This is a genomic window from Flavobacterium sp. (assembly GCF_024305175.1).
GTDB lineage: Bacteria > Bacteroidota > Bacteroidia > Flavobacteriales > Flavobacteriaceae > Flavobacterium.
Genome location: NZ_JAMWYY010000009.1, coordinates 53902 through 75400, shown reverse-complemented (window position 1 = coordinate 75400; position 21499 = coordinate 53902). Strand labels below are relative to the sequence as shown.

General features: G+C 42.0%; 19 protein-coding genes. 6 read left to right on the top strand and 13 right to left on the bottom strand.

From position 1 onward, the window contains the following. The 4 genes from Q0K96_RS03875 to Q0K96_RS03860 all read right to left on the bottom strand — a co-directional run. Nucleotides 1–181 (bottom strand): hypothetical protein (locus tag Q0K96_RS03875; RefSeq protein ID WP_297332691.1); only part of this gene is annotated, 181 nt, incomplete at its 3' end. Nucleotides 182–332: 151 nt separating this feature from the next. After that, nucleotides 333–593: a hypothetical protein gene (locus tag Q0K96_RS03870; protein WP_297332690.1), complete on the bottom strand. Its 261-nt coding sequence runs from the start codon at nt 591–593 to the stop codon at nt 333–335. 19 nt (nt 594–612) lie between these two features. Beyond that, on the bottom strand, nt 613–1167 hold the full coding sequence (locus tag Q0K96_RS03865; protein ID WP_297332689.1) for a hypothetical protein: 555 nt from the start codon (nt 1165–1167) through the stop codon (nt 613–615). 27 nt (nt 1168–1194) lie between these two features. Beyond that, a complete protein-coding gene (locus Q0K96_RS03860; RefSeq protein ID WP_297332688.1) occupies nt 1195–3084 on the bottom strand; it encodes a fibrobacter succinogenes major paralogous domain-containing protein in 1890 nt (629 codons plus the stop codon). A 164-nt stretch (nt 3085–3248) separates the two neighbouring features. Between Q0K96_RS03860 and Q0K96_RS03855 the strand changes: the two genes are divergently transcribed. Both Q0K96_RS03855 and Q0K96_RS03850 read left to right on the top strand, forming a co-directional pair. Next, a complete protein-coding gene (locus Q0K96_RS03855; RefSeq protein ID WP_297332687.1) occupies nt 3249–4085 on the top strand; it encodes a LuxR C-terminal-related transcriptional regulator in 837 nt (278 codons plus the stop codon). A gap of 252 nt (nt 4086–4337) precedes the next feature. Beyond that, the gene (locus tag Q0K96_RS03850; protein WP_297332686.1) at nt 4338–4493 is read left to right on the top strand and encodes a hypothetical protein; all 156 of its coding nucleotides are present in this window, start codon (nt 4338–4340) and stop codon (nt 4491–4493) included. Between the two features lie 233 nt (nt 4494–4726). On the opposite strand, the gene traN is transcribed toward Q0K96_RS03850, so the two are convergent. Genes traN through Q0K96_RS03805 form a run of 9 tightly spaced genes read right to left on the bottom strand, consistent with a single transcriptional unit; the run spans nt 4727 to nt 12640 of the window. Beyond that, nucleotides 4727–5617, bottom strand: coding sequence for a conjugative transposon protein TraN (traN, locus tag Q0K96_RS03845; protein WP_297332685.1), 891 nt, complete (start codon nt 5615–5617; stop codon nt 4727–4729). A 16-nt stretch (nt 5618–5633) separates the two neighbouring features. After that, the gene (traM, locus tag Q0K96_RS03840; RefSeq protein ID WP_297332684.1) at nt 5634–6923 is read right to left on the bottom strand and encodes a conjugative transposon protein TraM; all 1290 of its coding nucleotides are present in this window, start codon (nt 6921–6923) and stop codon (nt 5634–5636) included. Then, nucleotides 6910–7188, bottom strand: coding sequence for a nitrogen regulatory IIA protein (locus tag Q0K96_RS03835; RefSeq protein ID WP_297332683.1), 279 nt, complete (start codon nt 7186–7188; stop codon nt 6910–6912). Before Q0K96_RS03835 ends, traM begins: the two co-directional genes overlap by 14 nt. 10 nt (nt 7189–7198) lie before the next feature. Further along, nucleotides 7199–7822: a conjugative transposon protein TraK gene (traK, locus tag Q0K96_RS03830; protein WP_297332682.1), complete on the bottom strand. Its 624-nt coding sequence runs from the start codon at nt 7820–7822 to the stop codon at nt 7199–7201. Nucleotides 7823–7838: 16 nt separating this feature from the next. Then, nucleotides 7839–8834 (bottom strand): conjugative transposon protein TraJ, encoded by a 996-nt coding sequence (gene traJ / locus Q0K96_RS03825; RefSeq protein ID WP_297332695.1) that lies wholly within the window; start codon nt 8832–8834, stop codon nt 7839–7841. A 15-nt stretch (nt 8835–8849) separates the two neighbouring features. Further along, nucleotides 8850–9479, bottom strand: a complete 630-nt coding sequence (locus Q0K96_RS03820) for a DUF4141 domain-containing protein (RefSeq protein WP_297332681.1) — start codon at nt 9477–9479, stop codon at nt 8850–8852. A 24-nt stretch (nt 9480–9503) separates the two neighbouring features. Continuing rightward, nucleotides 9504–11996, bottom strand: coding sequence for a TraG family conjugative transposon ATPase (locus tag Q0K96_RS03815; RefSeq protein WP_297332680.1), 2493 nt, complete (start codon nt 11994–11996; stop codon nt 9504–9506). Continuing rightward, nucleotides 11993–12325: a DUF4133 domain-containing protein gene (locus Q0K96_RS03810; RefSeq protein ID WP_297332679.1), complete on the bottom strand. Its 333-nt coding sequence runs from the start codon at nt 12323–12325 to the stop codon at nt 11993–11995. Before Q0K96_RS03810 ends, Q0K96_RS03815 begins: the two co-directional genes overlap by 4 nt. Nucleotides 12326–12334: 9 nt before the next feature. After that, nucleotides 12335–12640 carry a DUF4134 domain-containing protein gene (locus Q0K96_RS03805; protein WP_297332694.1) on the bottom strand — a complete coding sequence of 102 codons (306 nt, stop codon included), beginning with the start codon at nt 12638–12640 and terminating at the stop codon, nt 12335–12337. 241 nt (nt 12641–12881) lie between these two features. On the opposite strand from Q0K96_RS03805, the gene Q0K96_RS03800 reads away from it, so the two are divergent. From Q0K96_RS03800 to dptH, 4 genes are read left to right on the top strand one after another with little or no spacing between them, the layout of a single operon-like run. Beyond that, entirely contained in the window at nt 12882–13094 is a 213-nt protein-coding gene (locus Q0K96_RS03800) for a helix-turn-helix transcriptional regulator (RefSeq protein ID WP_265175242.1), read from the top strand. Between the two features lie 16 nt (nt 13095–13110). After that, complete coding sequence (gene dptF / locus Q0K96_RS03795) at nt 13111–14853, top strand: DNA phosphorothioation-dependent restriction protein DptF (protein WP_297332678.1); 1743 nt, start codon at nt 13111–13113, stop codon at nt 14851–14853. Next, complete coding sequence (dptG, locus tag Q0K96_RS03790) at nt 14850–16322, top strand: DNA phosphorothioation-dependent restriction protein DptG (protein ID WP_297332677.1); 1473 nt, start codon at nt 14850–14852, stop codon at nt 16320–16322. The genes dptF and dptG overlap by 4 nt, the downstream gene beginning before the upstream one ends. After that, on the top strand, nt 16303–21477 hold the full coding sequence (gene dptH, locus Q0K96_RS03785; RefSeq protein ID WP_297332676.1) for a DNA phosphorothioation-dependent restriction protein DptH: 5175 nt from the start codon (nt 16303–16305) through the stop codon (nt 21475–21477). The genes dptG and dptH overlap by 20 nt, the downstream gene beginning before the upstream one ends. Nucleotides 21478–21499 lie beyond the last annotated feature (22 nt).

Sequence of the window (21499 nt, the reverse complement as noted above, 5' to 3'; positions counted from 1 at the left end):
CTTTTACTCTACTATATGAATCTAAAGCCCCAGGATACATAACCCTACCTTTTGTGTTTTTAATAATATAATCAACTGTTTGTTCAAAAGTGGGTTCTGTTTGTGCCTTTACATCGTTAAAAGCCATTGCTGTAAAGCAAAAAACGAGCAAGGCGATTGATTTTTTAATAGTTGTTTTCATTGTTTCTGTTTTTAGTAGTTAAAAGTTACTGCTTTGTGTAAGTTGTACCGTTAGCACTAAAAGATTTTTTATCGTCAGCCATCACGATGTTTACTTTGCCGTCTTCTTTTCTGTAGTTGCTTTGGGGCATGTCCATATAATTAATGCCTTGTCATTTGTTTTCGCCTTGGTATTTTAAATTTCGAAATTTAAAGGCTACCATTCTGGTGCTTTGAGGCCAACCGCTATTTCCTACATTTATTACCAAGGCATCACTACCTTCTACAAATGTTGACGTTCCTTTGATATCTACTATCATGCCGTCACTTCGTTTCCATTGTCCGTCTAAGTCACTTGCTTTAAATGTTTGCGCGCTAACCACACCACTTACAAACATCCCTACGAATAGGAATAGCATTTTGATTGTTTTCATTGGTTACCTATTCAAATGTTTATTTAATTTCAATAGCTTCTGATTCTTTAAATCCTTTAAAATTGCAGTGATCATCATAGGGTTTGTTTACTCTTTTTGTGTCAACACAACCACTTAAAAACTCGAGCTGCTTTCTGATTTCTCCACTGGATATCACTTTCTGCATAGGATAATTTTTATCATGATCCCAATAAGAGATTACTCCATTGGATTCAGCTTTATTTACAGTATAAAATTCTGTGGGAATGGTGTATTCTCCCGTAAACTCTTTAGGTATTTTAAAATGTAAATCGGTTGATGTTCCTGTTTTAGTATCGGTATCGTATTCATAAATAGGAAAATAAATGACATAACCGTAGCACAATTCGTGTGTGCAATAGCCACTGCCTTCTTTGTTTAGACGTAAGTGAATTTTGTAGAATACTTTGTTGCCCTCAACTTTTGTTTTTTCTAACCGAAATTGTACAGGTTTATCTCCTCTAAGGTATAGCCATTCGCTGTAGTTGTTTTGTGCATTAATTGCACTACCTACTAGCATCGCTACGAATAGGAATAGAATTTTGATTGTTTTCATGGTTTTTAAATTAAATTAACAAATTTTTTAATCTTTTACACAACGAACATAAAGTCCAAGTCTATTGTTATTTATAACAAAACCAAAATTTGATGTATTATAAGAAAGAGATCTATACCATATATAGTCAGAATTGGCAAAATCGGCCCCGTAGTTAATTTCATTAAAATCTCCACTCCAGCCTCTTCTGCCTCCTGCAAGTGCACTAAATCCACTACTGTTTGTCGCTCCTGTGTTTGGTGAATTCCAACTGGTTGTTGCTTTTAATTTCCCTCCTGCTATATTATCTCCACCTAAATAGTTACTAAGTATATCCCACTCATTGTTTAAAGGTATATGCCATCCTTCTGGAGCAAGTCCTCTCGGGTCAGTAATAGCATACCAATTATATAATTTACCATAGATAGTCCCATTAGCAGTATTATTCTCATAGTAGCACCAGGCACCAGTTGTTAATTGGCTCCATACCGCTGGGTCTGTTACTTGTGGGATAATATCACCATTTCTGTAACGACTAACATTTAAGTTACTTTTCATCCAGCATTGAGTTCCAATTGTAACTGATTCATAAACATTACCGTCGATATCTGTAACGCTTTCGCAAGCTGAAACCTCATTCACCTCAATCGGAAAACTCCCCGAAAAACTGCTAAAATCATCGTTATACGTATAGTTTAATGTGCTGCTTATGGAGCTAACGGTAGGGTTGCCGGTAACTTTAACTTTTAAATTAAGTTGACCGGTACTTGACAAAGTCGCCGTTTCTAAAGATAGGTTTGGATGATTTACAGAAAAGGTAAAATTTTGCATCAATTGGGTATTAGCCTCAAATAGATCCAAAGCAGCATCATTAGGTACATCAATTGTGTTTATTGTGCTTAAGCTGGACAAAAAGATGTTATTATTTAACCAATCGATAGCGGTATTTAACTTGTTAATGAATGTATTTAATTTGTTTTTAGCAGTAAAATACGTTTGCACAAATTCTTTTTGCACATTACCATCGGCATTGGTAAAGCTCCTTGCATTTACTGCAAATGGTAGCGTTTTTGCCTGGTTGTCTGTTAATGATAACGTCGCGTTTGTTGTATTAGCTGTTCGGTTGTTAGAGCCAAAAGTATCATCTAATTTTATTTGTACAACTCTAAAGACGTCATCTATTATTTGTTTATGGAAATTACTAGCTTTATAAATACCAGCTAAGGCCACTGCAGTTGAAATACTGGTCTCAATAGGTTCATAAGGAGGTGTAGCAGCAAGTGTGCCCGCAATTACTGTCACCACAACGGCTAACTTGTGTCGCAAAATCAGAGAACGATACAATTGAAAATCAAAATCGGCCTGGGTGTCGTTCGCATTCCTGCCTTGTACATTATCGTAATTAGTATTATATACCGCATCAAAAACGGCTTTATTTGTCTTATAAAATTTAGCCGCTTTAATACGGTCTTCGTCTGATAGATTAGCAAAATACTGGGTAAAAGCATTGTGGTTTTGCAAAAAAGGAGCGTCTTCTTCAACATTGCTTAGTGTAGCACCATATTGGGCTTGAAAGTCGATAAGTGGTTGCAGGGTAGCAGCAGGAGATTGGGTCAAAGTAGCCTCAACAACTTCATAGGTAACTTTTGTATTGTTCAAAGAAGGAATAATCAATTGCGTTTGACCCAGTGGAGTGGTTTCTTTCACATAAAAGAGTAATTTGTTTTCTTCTATTTTTGATAACGTTATGGGTTCATTATTGAAGGTTCCTGTATAGGTGTCGTTTGGTAAAGTATTACTGCCAAAATCGACGGTTACGAGTTGGTAGTGTGAAATTTGTCCACCATTAATATCAGTAAGTGCTGTCTCAGTTTCTTCTTTGGAACAGGAGATTACCAACATTACTATCAAAAAGACTAAAAATTTTACTGTTCTCATAAATGTTTGTTCTGTTTATTTACTTATCTTAATGCTTTACTGATGTAATTACTATAATTCAGGTTATAAGCTTTGTGAGATTATCGGTAACTAATCATATCACAACAATAAGTTGTTATTTTATAATCAAAATTATAATAATCTGAAAAAACTGACAATCCCTAATGGTAGTGATTTTCTTGTTTTTTGTATTTTTGAAATTTGCTAACGACTTATATCTGGTTAATATGGAAATCGTTAAATTCGATGAGATGAAAAAGACATGGCATCAGATTGCCAAAAATCATAACGGTGACGTGCCTTCCTCCTTTGAATTGGAAGTTTACAAAAAGCTGTTGGATTTATTCCACATCGGCAACTACTATTACTATATATTTAATGCAGGTACAGCCAATATCGAATTCACAAGCGAACAGTTTACGGCCATATTGGGTCATCCCACCAATATTTTTAATGTAGATTGGATTTTTGACAATATACATCCTGATGATAAACCCCGTTTTATAACTTATGAGCATACAGTAACTGATTTTTTTAACAATCTTCCTGCCGAAAAAATTTTGAAATACAAAGTGAGCTACGATTACAGGCTACGCTGTACTGACGGCTCTTACAAATGGTTATTGCAGCAGGTGGTAACTATACAAAGCGACGAAAACGGATCAGTCATACGTGTTTTGGGAGTACATACCGATATCACACATCTTAAAACTGACAATAATGGTTCCGGTCTTTCTTTTTTAGGATTGGATGGAGAACCGTCTTACTATAACGTTCCTATCAATTCTGCTGTTCTATTGCCTGGGAAAGAGCTATTTTCTAACAGGGAAAAAGAAGTATTAAAGCTTGTACTTTTTGGAAAAAGCACAGCTGAAATAGCTGAAATCTTATCGCTCTCCGTACATACCATAAATTCGCATCGCAAGCATATCTTCTTTAAATCAGGTTGCTCTTCGTTAGCCGAGCTTGGATCCAAATCCGTTAAAGAGGGATGGATATAGAATCTATTGATAAAATTGACATTAAGAGAACTTATATTAGAAATGCAGCTTTCCCTACCATATACTTACTTAATCTGAAGGCTTTGTAAAGCATTATTAATTATAATGTGTCATTTGTTAAAGTAATTCTGGATCTGCTCAAACTCTATGAATGCAATCAATTCAGCCATACATTGATTTTTAAATCCTCTAAAGCATGTAAATTTTGAAAGGGGGATTTCCGTCAATTGCCTCACGGTATAGATCTCTACATTGGAAAAAAAATTCAGCATTCTTTTACTGAAACGAAAGTCGCTTTCTGAAAGCTGCATCTGGAGTTTTGCGTCAGGGTTTACCATGTCATTCCATTTTGATGAAACTACTTTTAAGTGTGACCCTGCAGTCAGATCGGATTGTTTCCCTGCCTAAAAAAATAGGCGCAGGCCACCACACTTACGGACACTGAGGCACTGGTATACCTAGACTTCGCATAAGCGAGCGCCCACGCCGTAGCATGAGCGTCCCTACTTAGCCTCGAAGTCTTAAAAATTACCAGTTTTCAGTGTCGAGACTTAAAGCAAAAACACTTTAAGATTTTCAATATGTACACAAAGATAGCAACCTTTGCCATAATGTGCAATGCCTCACCGGCGATTGCCGCCTCAGAATTTCAGCCGGAGCTTTGTCAGGGGCTCTGCCTTTAAAAGGTCCGAGTTCCTTATTTTAAGCCGCTGCCCACGGCCGCCGCTTTTCTCTACCAGTTCAATTTCCAGTACCTGCCTCTTGGTTAAGGTAAAGACATCCAGCAGGTACACATTCCTTTCTTTACTGTGGCCTTCAACAGTAAGCAGTGGCTTGTATAAACGCAGCGGTTCCAAGGTACGTTTCTGGACTACGGTGCGCTTGGCCACCTTGCGGTCAACAATAGCGAAGCGTATAAAATCCGGCGTAAAGGGAACATGTGTAGTATTTTCGGTCTGGATATGTAAATAGTACTTTCCTCCATGTATATAGATGCCCCGCAGTGAAAGGGTAATGCCATAGCCTTCCGATCTGACTTTCAGCTGCTTTTCGTTCTTGTTATAGAGTGCCTCCATTAATAAGCCTGTCAGCGTTGCCGGCGTTGTGCCGAGCGATTCAAAACGTATGTCAGCAGCCTCTTTCCTTGAAGATGACCGCATGCCTTTCGAAAGGTTATGCCCCAGGATCAGCGGGTGGTCGCTATAGCACACGTCAAAGCTGTAGAACTGCCCATCTTCAGTGATAACAGAGAAATTGCTTTCGGTTTGAAAGCCTGCTACTGCCGCTTTCACGCGCAGTACATTATCAGCATCTTCTGCCTTCCCCGCGACAATGTTGTCGCTGCCCAGATCCACGTACCGTATGCCGGAGGGAAAAATAATATGGGTGGTCTTTTCATAGGTTACTTCTATGGCATAGGGCTCCACCTTTCCTAAGGTAATTACCTCATCAGGGTTTACCTGAGCCTGCGTATTATATGTGATACCGCATAGCAGTACGAGCATTGCGATGGTAAACTGTTGTATTTTCATTGGATTTTTATTTTAGTTATTTTTCTTTTGATACAAGGAACACCTGGTAGCCTGCATTAAGGTTCGCCTTCTGGGGCTTTACCCTTTTGGAAAAGTAGCCTGAGATGCCCTGTAGCAACCCCCTTGTGGCATCCGAAGTGAGCTGCTGCCCGGCATTACGGTTGATCGTGAAGCTTCCGCCGGCAGCATTGCCCATATTGGCAAGTGTGCCATTTACTGCGGTTACTTCCGGTGCGTACGGCAGGTTAAGCCCTTTCTGCCCGTCAAGGTCATAGGCCGAGAGGTCTACCGGTATGATCCTGCCGTCTGTTTCAAGGGATACCACCTGCAGTTGCAGGCGGCTGGTTTGGAATTTCGCTGTGGCTGTTACGATATACCCTGCGGGAAGCGTGACACCTCCAAGCCTTGCAGGCTGCAACAGGCGCAACTGCACGGTGCCCTCGCCGGTAATTTTTACTGTTTGGTGCACACAGGCCCTGAGCGAATTGGCAGGCTGTACCATAGCGGCTGCTTTACCAGCATTATAAAAATTACTTTGCATTGCCCGGGCTGCTTTTTGTAACGCCAGGGAATCAGGTACATTTTGGACGAGGCGGGATATTATAGCCTTCTTTGCCGGCAGCACTTCCAGATAGTTGCGGTTTTCTTTCTCTTCGGCTTTTTTGCCGACACTGTCTTTACTTCCTCCTGTTCCTGGGAAATATTTCGCTGCCATCTGGTACGATTTTTCCATGAGTTGCAGCCGGTCGAGCGAGCCGTTGCGGGACTGGCTTTGCTGCCCGAGTTGCTCCCTGAGCTTTTCATTTTCCTTACGTAAGGCTTCCTGCTCCGGGTTTCCCCTGTAGAAGCTGCTTAGGGAACGTTGCATATTTTGATAGCTGCCCAACGCAGGGTTAGCTGTCCTTCCCTGCGTGGGAACATCCGGTGCTTCCTCAGGGTCAGCCTGCTTAGCCGCACTAGCAATGCTGTCTGCGTGCCAGTAATCCGATAAGGTCATCAGCGCTTCCCGTTTTGCCTTTTCCTTTTCCCTGAGCATTTCCTGCTCGTATGCTTTGCCCTTATCCCCGGGCAGCGCGTCCTCCGTGGCCTGTGGTACCGCATCGTTGATGCCGATCGCAACAGCCTCTGTGTTTTCCTGTTCAGAATCTCCGAAGATGAGATACAGGCAGGCTACAAATAGAATGGCCATTACGCCGAACACCAGTGGCTTTTTAAGCTTATCCTTAGTTATCCTGTTTTGATTCCCTTCTCCGGCAGGCTGGCCGCTATCCAAAAATCGGCTTTTTGCTTGTTTACTCTCTTTCATTGTTTCCGTTTTTAAGTTCTTTCGTGTTTTTTACTTCCGTCCCCTTATCCATGCCCTTTGCTAAGGGGTTCGTGATGTGCGTAACAGGCATTTCCCTTTGTTGCCCGACCTGCATGATAACCTGTATAAGTACTGCCAGCGTGATGATCAGGTAGCCTGCGAAACTATACAGTACCACACGCTTCCTTTGCTCCTGCGGCAGCTGCTTCCAACGGCTGTCCAATTTGTCAAGCCATGGTTTCAGTGATAATTGAAGCTTTTTCATTGCTGTCTTATTAGCGTTCCACAACTTCCATATCCTTGTTCTCCAAGACGCGGAATTGCTCCATCGTAAAGCCCTGCGGGTTTTCATCGGATCGTACTGAATTAACCAGCAGGCATGAGGTTATAAGGCTTCTTCGCGTAACATTGCTGGAACGGATGATGTATTGCCTGGCATAGGTCCGCACCGTGTATGGGTAGCGGTCAAAGTCACACTGCACGCTGTCCACCTCGGTACGCTGCTGTACATTGCCCGAGATGATACGGCTGTAGTAGCCCTTTTCTGCAAGGTCCTTGTAATAATTAAAGGCGCTTTTATCCGCGAGGTTGAACGCCCTTCGCATGTTGCTCTCAATCGCAGCCTTATCCGGTGCGAGGGTAAAGAAAAGCTCGTGGAAGCGCCTGACGTGTTCACGCGCCTCTACCGGGCGGTTCACCGCTGCATCCTGCGAGAGGGCGACCATCAGCGACTTCCCCTGGTCCAGTACATATACCTTCTCACGCTGCTCGCGGGCAAAGCGGTAGGACTCCCAGACCGCATAGCTCGTGATGCCCAGGCAGACTGTGGAGAAAATAATGGCATACAGCCGGATCTGTCGGAAGCTGTTCTCTATGTTCCTTAAGGTTTTAAATTCCATAATTCCATTTTAAAAGTTAGTGGTTCATAAGCCTCCCGCTGATATTTCCCGTAGCAGCTCCCGTGGTTGCGCCTGCAATATTGCCCGCCTTCTGGGTCGCCTGGTTGACATTCCGCGTATAGTTCCCCGCTCCGCCGGCCTGTATGATCCAGCCGGTTACCGTCGGAATGGTAAAATAGCCGATAATGCCGATGATCATAAAAATGATATACACTGCATTGGAGGTATCCGGAATAAAAGTGGGGTCGGAAAGCTGTTCAATGTCACGCTCCAGTATGAGGGATTGTATCTTAGCAAGCATAGCGCTGAACAAATCCGAAACCGGAAGCCACAGGTACACGCTGATGTACCGCGTGAGCCATTGGTGCAGGGTCGACTGGAAGCCGTCCCAAACCGAAATGGCAAACGAAATAGGCCCCAGTATCGACAGCACAATCAGGAAGAATGTCCTGATGGTATCAATTACCAGTGCCGCTGCCTGAAACAGAATTTCCAACAGTTCCCGGAAGGCATTGCGTATATCCTGCTTCAGCTGGTACATCCCGCGCTCAAGGTACATCCCTGACATGGTAGCAAGGTCCGAAGGTGACCAGCCCAGTTCTTCGAGCTGCCGGTCGAACTCCTCGTCGGACACCAGGTACGCCGTCTCGGGGTTGCGCATCATCGCCTCATGCTCCAGCTGGTCCTTTTGCGCCTGCAGGGCATTGAGGTCCAGTACCTGTCCTTCCAGTATGCCATGCGTGCCGGTAACCACCGGGCTCAGCACCGCGTTCATCGTACCCAGCACCATAGTGGGGAAAAACATGATACACAATCCCAGGGCAAAAGGCCTGAGCAGCGGGAACATATCGATCGGTTCGGCACGGCTGAGCGCCTGCCAGACTTTCAATGCCACGTAGAACAGCGCACCCAGCCCGGCAAGCCCTTTGGCGACAGCCGCCATCTCTGCCGAGAGGGGCAGCATCTCATCATAGAGCGCACGCAGCATCTCGTGCAGGTTGGTGAATTCAATTTGCAGCACCATGTCCTACCAGTATTTTTGGCCGGAGGTTCCGTAGAGTTCCAATACGCGCTGGGTATCGTTCCGCTTCTTGGCCCTTATGAAGCTGACCGAGATGTTCTTATGGGTATAGTAGCGCACCAGGTTGTAATAGTCACGTACTTCCTTGTATACCCTCTCGATAATGTCCATGCGCTCCTTATCATTAAGGGAAAGCGACGAGGCATTGATAATTTGGCTCAGCTCATTGAGCAGCTCTGTACTTTCATTAAGCAGCCTGGAGTAACCAAAAGCGATAGCGCTGAGCTCCTGCGGGCTGAAGTTCGGGTCGTTGAGCATATGCCCGAAATTCGTGACATACATGTCTGAAATATCCCCGACCAGAAGTACCGTCTGCTGTACCTTGCGCGCATCCCGGACCAGGTTGTTGACAGCTTTCAGGGCGTCATAATATTCCTTGCCCTGTTCATATACTTTCTTTACTTCCTTAAAGCTGTCCAGCGTGTTACTCGCCGTTGCCGAGGCTTCAATGATCTGGTCGGCGGTGTTGATAATGCTCTGCGCCAGGTTGCCCGGATCGGTTACCACCCATTGCGCCCTTGCCGGTGCGGCTGCCAGCAACAGGGCAGCCCACACCAAATAAAATGCTCTTTTCATAGTATTGATTTTAAATTATTGTAATTATGTCTCTCGGCGCTGTGCCGCGATACGCCGGATGGCGAGCTCTACGTTGCCACCTAATTCCGCGGCCAGTTCCATCACTTCCATCTTTTCGCTTTCCTCCGTGGTATAGGCGAGGTACTCCTCAAGGCTCACCTCGGTGGCATATACCGCCGACTGGGTGCCCCCAAGGCCGATCCACACTTCTTTATAGAGCCTCGACGGGTCATTGTTCAGGTTAATGGAAAGCACCTGCGCCTTTTCTTTCTCGGTAAGCCCAAGCATGGCCTGGATGTCATCAAACTTGTTCATGTATTTGCGCTGGTCCAGCAATATCTTACAATCCGAATTGTTGATGATGCTTTCCTTTACTATCGGCGATTGTATGATGTCATCGACTTCCTGCGTCACCACGATGGCCTCGCCGAAGAATTTCCGGACCGTCTTGAACAGGTACTTGATGTATTCCGCCATGCCTTCCTTGGCAATGGCCTTCCACGCTTCTTCGATCAGGATCAGTTTGCGCTGGCCCTTGAGCCTTCGCATCTTGTTGATGAAGACTTCCATGATAATGATCGTCACGATCGGGAACAGTATCTTATGGTCCTTGATGGCGTCGATCTCGAACACGATAAACCGTTTCGACAGCAGGTCGAGCTGCTTTTCGGAATTAAGCAGGTAATCGTATTCGCCGCCCTTGTAATAAGGCTCCAGTACATTCAGGAAATTGGCGAGGTCAAAGTCTTTCTCCCGGACCTGTTTGTCCTCCAGTACCGCCTTGTACTCGTTGCGCACATAGTCGTAAAAGCCATTAAAAGAAGGGTGTTCCTGCTGACTGATACGTCCGATATAACCGCTTACGGCGTTGGAAAGCGCCACCTCTTCCGAGCGTGTCGGTGGTTCGTCATCCCGCTTCCATAAAGTCAGGATCAGGGTCTTAATGCTTTCCCTTTTCTCAATATCAAATACGCCATCATCCGTGTAGAAGGGGTTAAAGGCGATCGGGTTATTTTCCGTATAGGTAAAATACACCCCATCCGACCCCTTGGTCTTCCCATGGATAAGTTCACACAGGCCCTGGTAACTGTTACCGGTATCAACCAGTAATACGTGGGCACCCTGCTCATAATACTGCCGCACCATGTGGTTGGTGAAAAACGATTTTCCGCTGCCGGAAGGCCCCAGTATGAATTTATTACGGTTGGTAATAACGCCTTTTTTCATCGGCAGGTCGGAAATATCCAGGTGGATCGGGTTGCCGGTCAGCCGGTCAGCCATCTTCAATCCAAAAGGCGACGGAGAATCCCTGTAGTTGGTTTCCTGGCTAAAGAAGCACAATGCGGGTTCGATGAAAGTATAGAAGCTTTCCTCGCTGGGGAAGTCGCCCGCGTTGCCGGGGATGCCAGCCCAATACAAGGTGGCCGCGTCGGTGGTATTGTGCCGGGGCTTGCATTCCATAAGAGCGAGCGCGCTCCCGGTATCGTTCTTGAGCTGCTTGAGTTCCCCCGGGTCATCTGACCATGCCATCACATTGAAATGGGCACGGATGCTCGAAAGTCCGAACGAATGGGCTTCGTTCAGGTAGCGCTCAATCCATTCCTTATTGATCTGGTTGCTGCGGCTGTATCTCGCCAGGGAGTGCATGTTCCGGGCGGACTTTTCAAACTTCTGGAGGTTGTCGGTGCTGTTATCCAAAAACAGATATTGGTTGTAGATATGGTTGCAGCCCAAAAGCAGCCCGACGGGCGCGGCAACGGACAGCCGGCAGTCACTGCGGTCCGTCGAGAGCTTTTCAAACCTGGTATCGGCACTGACGCTGCCCGGCAGGTCATCAGTATCCGATAAGGTGTGCACACACAGCCTCTTGTTGCCAACACGCACCTCTTCCCCGTGCAGCGCTATATCCTGCAACGGTTCGGCTTCTGCGGTGGATAAGGTCAGGTATTGTTCCAACAAGCCCGGTCGTTCGTCCGTACCTACAATATCTTCTTCACTCATCCTGGTGATCCTGACAAGCCCGGAATCGTTAATAATACGCTCAAATTGCGCTACGGCTTCCATAAATTGGTGCACCGTTTCTTTATCACGGGCCTCTTTAGGGACCAGCCTGCCACGGCACAGCGATGAGAAATTGCTCTGCATCCGCATGCGCTCCTTCGTGGTTTTGGTCAGGAACAGGTAGCAGTAATGGTTCAGGAACGGACGCTCGTTAAAATGCTGCTTGTACGACCTGCCCAAAAAGCTTAGCCCTTCTTCTGCAAGGTCGGGTGTGTAGCTCTCCTTTATAAACCAGTCTTGTTTGTGCACCACCGAATAATCGGGCAGTGTCTTGACCGCTTTATGCCAGGCGGCATGGATGGCCTCATATTCCGATGAGGCGACTGTAAAAAGTTCCGGCAGCTGCACCGTAAAGCAGGCTGTGATATCAGCATCCTTGCTCAGGATGCAGTTCTCCTCGACAGCCAGCAGCGGGAACTTTTCTTCAAGTGTCCTTTTTTTCGAAGTATTCCTCATGGTTGCTCTTTTTTAGGGTTGGACCTGATAAACCTGCCCGGCTTCCTGCCGCTGGTAATATACTTAGGGTGCCGTTTCCTGGCAGCTAGCTTCATAAGCCCATGCTCGCCATGTTTCCTGTTCAGGGCGAAGGTTTGCCAAACGAGCAGTGACGCTCCACCGACTCCGACTCCAATGCAGCCGAAAGAACTAACCCCTGCAATGTAGAGGATCATGACCAGCACCAGTATGCCGAGCAGCCCACCGGCAAAAATGAAAAGGTACTGTGCCTTCAGCCCTTTGAACTCCACCGTCCTTCCAATCCCTTTATTGATATTGTACTTATTCATAATGTCCGTTTACAGGAAGAAGGATTGCAGGATTGTAGCAGCGACAATAAGGAAGATACAGGCGCCAAACCAACTGGCCGCTGTTTTGCTGGTGTCCGGGTCGCCACTGCTGAATTTGTTATACACCTTTACTCCGCCAATGAGCCCGACCACCGCGCCAATAGCGTAGATGAGTTGTGTGGCAGGGCCAAAATAAGAAGTGACCATCTGGGTGGCTTCTGTAATACCTGCCGAGCCGTCGCCTTGGGCGAAAACTCCGGTTACTGCCAGCAGCGATGCTGCTGTAAACAGTAGTTTTCTGCTTTGATTTTTCATAACATTTACCGAATTAATATTATTAATTACCTGCTGAGTGCAGGATAGTGTCAAATATCTATCTCTCCCTAAACAAAAAAAATGGTGCGTCTTTTATTGGCAGTACTTGATACCCACCGTCGCAGAAAGTTTTATAGTGCAGGAATATTCCCCAATTCAACAGATTATATGCAGTGACTTTACTTGTTAAAGTAGACAGTCGTCTATTGTACAATCGTCTACTTAGGGCGAATTTGGTAAAATGGAAAATATTCAGGCAAAATTTGGTAAAAGAGTCAAGATGCTGCGAATCGCTGAAGGTTATTCTCAAGAAAAACTCGCTGAACTTTCAGATTTAGACAGGACATATATACCTGGTATTGAAAGTGGGAAACGAAATGTTTCCCTGGTGGTTGTTGAAAAGATAGCTAAGGCTTTTAGAATTACCTTATCAGAATTATTAAACGAACTCTAAATAAATTTAACAGTACATGAGGTCAAACCCTTTATTAGTAGAGTTGCGAAAACTTAGAGAGTCTTCAAAATATGCCGTAGCGCAAGGCACTTCCTCTAACCTCGATAAATTCAAAAGATACCTTCACATTGAAAGAGATGTTGAAATTTATTTAAAAGAAATCATTACAGGTGCCAATGAAGTAAATACAGCACAGCTTATCTTGGTGTGCGGTAATGTTGGAGATGGTAAATCACATATATTGTCCTACTTGCATGACAAGCTGACCGATGAAATTTCAAAATTTATTGTACACAATGATGCTACTGAAGCTCATAATCCAAAGGAATCTTCTAACGAGACCCTTTACAAATTACTCGATGGTTTCAAGGATAAGAATGTAGCGGCCTCCAATGATAAAATAATTTTAGCCATCAATTTAGGGACGTTAAGCAAATTCATAGAAGAATACGGTGCGGAATTTCAGCTTTTAAAAACCTATATCGCTAATAACAGGATACTGGATAATGAACTAATAACTAGTGACGCATTTGACGCGAAAAGTAACTTCCATCATATTAACTTTACCGACTACCATTTATACGTATTAACGGAAAAGGGGCCTGTATCAGATATTGTTTTATCGCTGCTGGAGAAGATCATAACGGACAATGAGGATAATGTAATATATAAAGGATATAAAGATTATAAGGCAATATGTCAGGATAAAATAGATTGCCCCATTTTGTATAATTACGAGTTTCTATTTGAAGAGAGAAACAGGGTCATTATATCGCAGTTGATTATAAAAGCGATTATTGTTTATAAAGAAATTGTCTCTGTCCGGACGCTGCTCAATTTTATTTACGATATTATTGTGCCGGTTGATCTTTCTGTATTAAGCGATACCGATTACTTCGATGTAGTGGAAAAGATGCAGGCTGCGGAATATATCGCAAACTTAACTCCGAATTACCTATTCGAGCATCCTGAGCTTTCCAGCTTGTTTGAAAAAATGGAAAATCTGGATCCCTGCAATTCAAGGAATACATCGACCGACGAAACGCTGTTGACATTGGTGAACACTGAAAACACATTCCATATCTTTTCTAACCATATTTCTGGTAAGTACCTTCAAAATATGGAAAACAAGCTGGAAAAAGGGAAAATTTCCGCATTAAGGTTGTCCCGTTTCTTTATACGTTTAAACTATTTCAGCAATTATTTTGAAAAAGACTATTTGAAAGACAGTGATTACGACGAGTATCTAATTTCGTTGTTTCATTACAATAACCACAACATTACATCTCTGCAGAATATTTACGCACTTGTTGAAAATGCCGCAAGCAATTGGAATGGCGATCCAAAAACAAGTGGCAAGGTAATCGTTAACGTAGGCAGAAAGCAGACAAAGTACCGCATATTCAAAGATTTTGAAGCGGTTCCTGATATTGATTTTTTACCGCAGAAGGATAATACCGTCCTACACCGTTTTACACAAGAATTCGTCATATCTTTTAAAATTACAAACGACAGGAAGCCGCTGAAGATAAACGTGGATTTCAGTTTATTTAAAATACTCAAAATGATTTCTAAGGGATATCGTCCTAACAAAAAGGATAACAACAATTACGTGTATTTTGTTAGCGCCATCAATATGCTAATCAGTCAAAACAATAGACAAGCTCCTTTGTATATTGACGAGGTGAATGTAGGAAAGCCTGTTGATTACAAGTTTTCAAAAAGTGCCTTTAGCGGTTTTAAATTCGAGGTGATATGATGCAGATAGAAATAGATAATAATGAGATAAATGGTCTTCAATCGAGATATCTCAATAAAGATCAAAAATTCAGGGGCCATTATACAGGAAATAAGATCAAGTTATTGCCCTTTAATACAAAGTTAAGCGGTGGCACTTTTGATGAAGATTTCAAATCTTTTCAGGGAGTAATAGGTGAACTATTCAGGATACTGAATAACAAATCACAAATTGAGCTAAGCGATAGTGCGAAGAATTTTAAATCGGAGCTGAAAAGAACGATCCTTAACAATGCCGAGGGTAAAGTCCAAACAGAAAATGGCGAAGAACTGAAAAATATACTATCCTCTTTATATTTTGACGAGGATAACGGCCTGGTAAAATTTAATATCAAGACCTTATCCTATATGAACTTTATGAGTTCAAATAATGTTATCAGGGAAATTTCAAAGTTCTTATTCGAGATATTTCTGAATGATGATTTTGGCGACAGCATCTTCAATGAAGACACTATTGGTGAGAATTTACTAAATCAATTGATAATCCAATGCCTGCCGGAGCTACCAGATGCAGCACTAAAGACAAATCTGTCATCTTACCATAACTTGTTTCCGGGAATTAAAAAGCAATTTTTGGAGGATTTTCAGTTTTTAGCCACCCATAATGCTTTATTCCTAAAACACGTCGAGGATTTTTTTAAATACTATTATTTCCATTACCTCAGCCAAGCTGTCTTGCATTTTAATGATTTTGGAAGTGTACCTGTAAAGATTAAACCTATTTATTATACAATGGATTGGGAGACCTTATCGGAAACTAGGCTTAAAAACCATGCGATAGGTTGGAAAAAGCTCAGTGGCCTTTCGGACTCCATTTTTGCCCATGTTAATACTGCAGAGTTGTTGAATTACATTCAGATTGACGGCAATTCCGTTGGTAATTATAGTAATATCGCTGAAGAATATGCGGTGCTGAATCCGGAAGAGAAACAGAAATTCCGGGAACGCATCTCAGAAATAATTTCTTTTTACATGGATAGCATTGATTTAGTAAGCGGAAGCTGGGAAGAGTGTAAACGCATGATGGATCTCGATATTGCCACGAGGAACTTTACTGATCCGATCTCTAAAGATATATTTAGCCTTTGGTATACAATCAATTATCAGTTTCGCAATACAAAACGTGAAAACGCAGAAGTAAAATATGCTTACGGATTTTATCAGTTTGCTAAGCTTAATTATACAAAATATAGAGGACGATTAGGCAATACCACTGTACTATCGCAAGAGCTTTTACTACTGTTTACAAGGATATGCATAGGAAACGAGGAGAAAATCAGATTGAGGACACTATGGGATAAAATGCAGGACCGGGGAATTGCATTCGATGAAAGCACGAAACTTGAAATTATCAGGTTGTTTGAAAAGATAAATTTAATAGAGAAAAAAAGCGATAGCGGTGATGCACAGTATGTCAAGTCAACTATATAACTACATTTCGGATTTAATTATCAATTACTTTACTGCTCAAAAAATTCAGCCAGGAGAGCGATTCAATCTGTACCTTGAAAATACGGAAAGTATTAAATCATTATATGAAGCCCTAAAGGATAATTCTTCTATTAACGCGGAATCTTTTTCGTATACGCATCCTGAAGGAGGAGAGCCTTATACTACCTTTAGTTTAGCGATAAATGGGGCACAGGTGATAGTGGCATCCAGTACTTCTGCCACAGAAGATTACTTTACAACACTGCGTAATAAAGTAGCAGATCAAAATGACATTTTTAAAGGCACAGCAATATTAATTTTGTTCAGCGGAAAACTGGACAGCCTGCTTGGTGGGAGCGGCAGCCTGATCAAGGAAGGCATGCCGTTACATCACACTCGTTTTAAAAGTCAGATAGAGCAGGACATTGAGCATAACTCTTCACTAAAAAGACATGAGAAGCTAATCTTAAAATCCGTATTGGATAGGAAGACAAAAAGTGTTGTTGAGGATAATAATTCCATATTTGATTATGAACAAGTTGTAAATTCGCTTCAGAAAGGATCAATTGAACGGACCGACTACAGATATCTTGGACTTTTCCCCCAGGCAGAATTAAGCAGTATACAGGGCGACCTTTCTAAAAATCTGGCGGGTAACTTTACTCTATACGAGAAATTCGAGAACATTTCTCTTAATGGAAATCTGGCCACAGATTTAGAACAGGATTTTCCTGACGCAGCACTTACAAGAATTGTAAAAGAGGACTGGCGTGATTTCGACTATTCAGAACTCGTGAGATGGATGGATAAGGAGAAAGAAAAGGCACCGCCGGTTTTTCAAACTGTCGAAGGAGACAATTTACTTCAGACACTTTGGTTTAAGACGGATGGAGATTCCGCATCGAAAAGGAGAAATGTGAACATAATTGTCTTCAACCCTACATTAGAACTGCCTCTTAAAATTACTGTTCGATATGATCAGTTTATGAAGAAAGAGGGATTAAGTGCAAGAAGTCAGTCGAAAGGCGTCGGTGTTTCCACTAGTGGTTTCAGTATTATAGTTGAATGTAAGTCATTTGATGCAGAAAATTTGTTTAGCGTAGTTGAGTACAGGGATCCTGACACAGATAAGAAATATCTTATCAGGATTCTGCACCTGCCATTTAAATCAAACGTCCTTTCACAGTTCGAGGGCAATTTTCTACTGAACATTCAGAAATCCGGCTCTTTTCTTCAGATAAAAGAAAATGCTTCCTTAGTATTTAATCCTGTCGGCGAAATACCGATCAATGATGTAATAAGCCTCAATACGGTTTATAATGTAAGTGAGGAACAGAAATTAGTACTTGAGAACGACTACTCGTTAGCCCAGGAGGATCTAATTCACTTTAATGTTAATCTTTTTGGTATTCAAGTACCGATCGCGATAAAGAATGACTTTGAATTGCCAAAGCCAATTACAGGTTTGGATGTCTGGAAAGACAAAAGGGTGCATAAGCTTGATTTTAAGTACATCACTGATGGCAACACCATAAAATTACTGTTTAAAAACAACGAGAAGACAGTACGGGATGAATTTAGGAACAATCTTATTCAGGAGCAGGAAATCATACATTCTGAAGCATACTCATGGTTCTTGGGAAATGAAAATACTATTACTGTAAATGATATTCAATTAGATGAATCAATTAAGCTGGCCTTTGACAAATTAAGAAACTATTATAGGAACCGTCAAATACAGCCCAGCCTCGCATATCTAAATGCGGAGCTGAAAGGGATTGCATTAGAATTCGTACAGGCTTACATAAGACAGTTAGAGGACCTCAAGGAGAATGCTCCCTTAACAGCGGAACAGAAGAATTTGCTTTGGCTTGGTGTTGTTAAGGAAGTGGGTGGCGAACAGAAAATAAAATTCAGCCCTTTGCATCCCCTAAATGTCGCGTACCAGCTTCAATTAAATGAAGACTTAGGCGATGAAGACATATACAATGCCATACTAAAAAGGTTAAGCCCATACAATCTTGTGCCTTATATAGAAGGAAGATCAAGTGAAATATATGTTCCCATTGAATCAAGCCACTCACCGGAATGGTTGTATTATACCATTTACCTGAATTCTAAGCAAGCGCAGCCAAAAACCTTTGTCTCTGGTTTGGTTGCAGATAAAATTAAAGACTTTACGACAAATTTTGAGTTTCTCTTTGCTCAGTCGAGCAAATCACCTGTAAAGATTAATGTTATTAATGTGGGGGATTGTAAAGAAATTGTTCAGGGTATTTTCGAATATTACAGAAAATACCTGAATAACAACCTAAATAAACGCTTGTCTGAGGTATTGCCCATTGAAGTCAGTATTTATGGCTCCGATAACATTGTTACAAAATTTGAAGAACTGACATTTTATGACCGGGTGGAGGATGTCGAGCGAAATTTAGGCATTGAATTAAAAACTAAAAATTTTGATAAAGAGGATCTTTTAAATGTATTTCTTGGAAAGGTAAAATTCTTTTCCAAAAAGATGCCCCAAAAGACAGAGGATTTTGAATATTCCCATATCACTTTTTATCAGTTTGATATTACAAAGACAGAACAATCCTATGATGAGATGAGCTTAGTTAAGACAGGCATCTCGCTTAACGGTTTGATTGCTGATGTATCTTCGACACCAAGGGTTCAAAATTACCGGACCGGTTTCGGGACAATGGACTTGCCTGGCCAGCCATCAGAGCTGATTAAACTTTCAATATTATTTAATGCCTTCGCCCGCGTTGCTAACAATGGGCATCCCTATGAGAGTAACAAGGCCCTTTGTACTACTATTAATTATGAAATTAAGGTACAATTAGAGAAGCTATACCATAATTCACAGTGGGTCACTTACATTGATCCAAAAGTTGATCTTGACTTTTTTAAAGAGAGTAAGGATCTGGTGATTATTCATTACAGTGATCAGTACAATAATTCCAACGGTTACGATGCTATTACCGTTAGCAGAAAAACCAATCAGTACGAATTTGTAGTGAAAGAGTTTCTGGAAAAACATCATGTACGATTTGATGCGGCTTCAGACACTGTAAACATTATTAATTTTTTTAATGCCATCAACGGGGATTGGTTGCTACGACTTATTCGCCAACAGAGCCAGTTCCCGCGTGAGAAGTTAAGTCTTTTGTCAGGAATCAAATCCTCCCTTACTTTCTTGCATCAGGAAAATATAATATGGGTGCCGATCTCTTTAGAAGAGATATTGAGGGTATCAGGAAATGCGGGATTAAATACCGGCGATGGATTATTTTCTACTAAAAATCTTGGCGCCATCGGTTCATTTAGCGATGATCTATTACTTATCGGCTTAGAATTGTTCGAAGGCGATCTATTAATGTACCTGTACCCTGTCGAACTTAAAATCGGTGGGCTGAATATTGTAAAAAAAGGGATTGACCAGGGAAAAAGAACCGCTCATTTGCTTTATGAGCACCTCAGCAAAGATGGATTCTTAGGTAAGTTTTATCAAAATTTCTTTGGTAAGCTGGCTTTAACTAATGCAGAGAAAATGAAGCTATTTCACGTGTGGGATAACCAAAAGTGGAATTTGATAACCGACAATTACAGGGCTGACCTGATGAATAATAATTTCACTATCAGTAATCGTTTGAACGATACGATAGGGGCTTTTGGGTTGATCCATTTTGGTAATGATGTTTATCAGAGAAAAATAAGTATTGTAAACGGTTTTATGAGGGTTGACCTGCGCGAAGAAGATGGCTATAACTTTCTGGTAAATTCTATTGACGATTTAATCCATCTTTTTCATGAAACGGAGACTACGATTGACAAAAATCTTTTGCTAAGAAATAACTACGCTGATATCACGGCGCCAACATATACATTCCTGGAGCCCTTTGAGGATATCGATCTAATATCCGACGATGCAGACCTGGACGAGGTAAGCGAAGAAATTGTGAATATAGATTTGCCTGAAGAAGCTGATCTGATGCCCTTTTTGGGAACTGGTGAAGGGATAGAAATACTGTTTGGCACTGATTTAAACACGCAAAAACAGGTAATGTGGCAGCCAAATGATACCAACAAAGTGATGCACACTAATACCGGTATCATTGGGACAATGGGGACTGGTAAGACACAATTTACTAAATCTCTAATTACCCAGCTGATAATGAATGCGGATAAAAATATTGGAGATGAGAAATTAGGTATATTGATCTTCGATTACAAAGGGGATTATATTAAGGATGATTTCGTCAATGCTACCAAAGCAAAAGTTCTTGAGCCCTACCACTTGCCCTACAATCCCTTAGCATTAGATGCAACTGACCAATCTAAACCGATGTTGCCCTTGCATACAGCCAATGATATTAAGGAAACCATCTCCAATGCATTCAATCTTGGAAACGTACAAAAGCAAAAGCTACGTGATGTAATAGTTGAAGCATATGAAAGCAAGGGTATCTTTAAAGGCAACAGGGAATCCTGGCTGCAATCCGCGCCGACACTGGGAGACGTATGTAATATCTACTTAGGCAATGAAACTAATTCACAGGACAGTTTATATGCAGCCATATCGAACCTCTCTGAGTTTGAAATTTTTGAGCCGGATACCGCTAAGACCCAGTCCCTGTATACCCTGATTCAGGGTGTTGTTGTCATTAATCTTTCCGGTTATGACGAATCGATCCAGAATTTAATTGTGGCTATAACATTAGATGCATTTTATACGCAAATGCAACGTCACGGGCATAGCTTGATTAACGGCCATAAACGACAATTAAAAAAGATGATTTTAGTAGACGAAGCGGATAACTTTCTGAGTAAAAATTTTACTTCGATCCGTAAAATATTGAAAGAAGGACGTGAATTTGGTGTAGGGACCATCTTATCCACTCAGTTTTTAAACCACTTTGCTACAAGTGAAAATGAATACTCAAACTATATCTTAACGTGGGTGATCCACCGTGTCAATGAAATCAAAACCAAAGAAGTAGACTCATTGTTTTCTCTTGAAACAAAGCAGCAAAGGGAAAACCTTATAAAAACTATAAAAGGACTGGAAAAACACCAGAGTATCGTTAACCTGGCGGGATCTCCTCCAATATTGATTAAGGATAAAGCGTTTTGGGAATTACTTTCAATGTAATAAAATTATAGACTGTATTTAA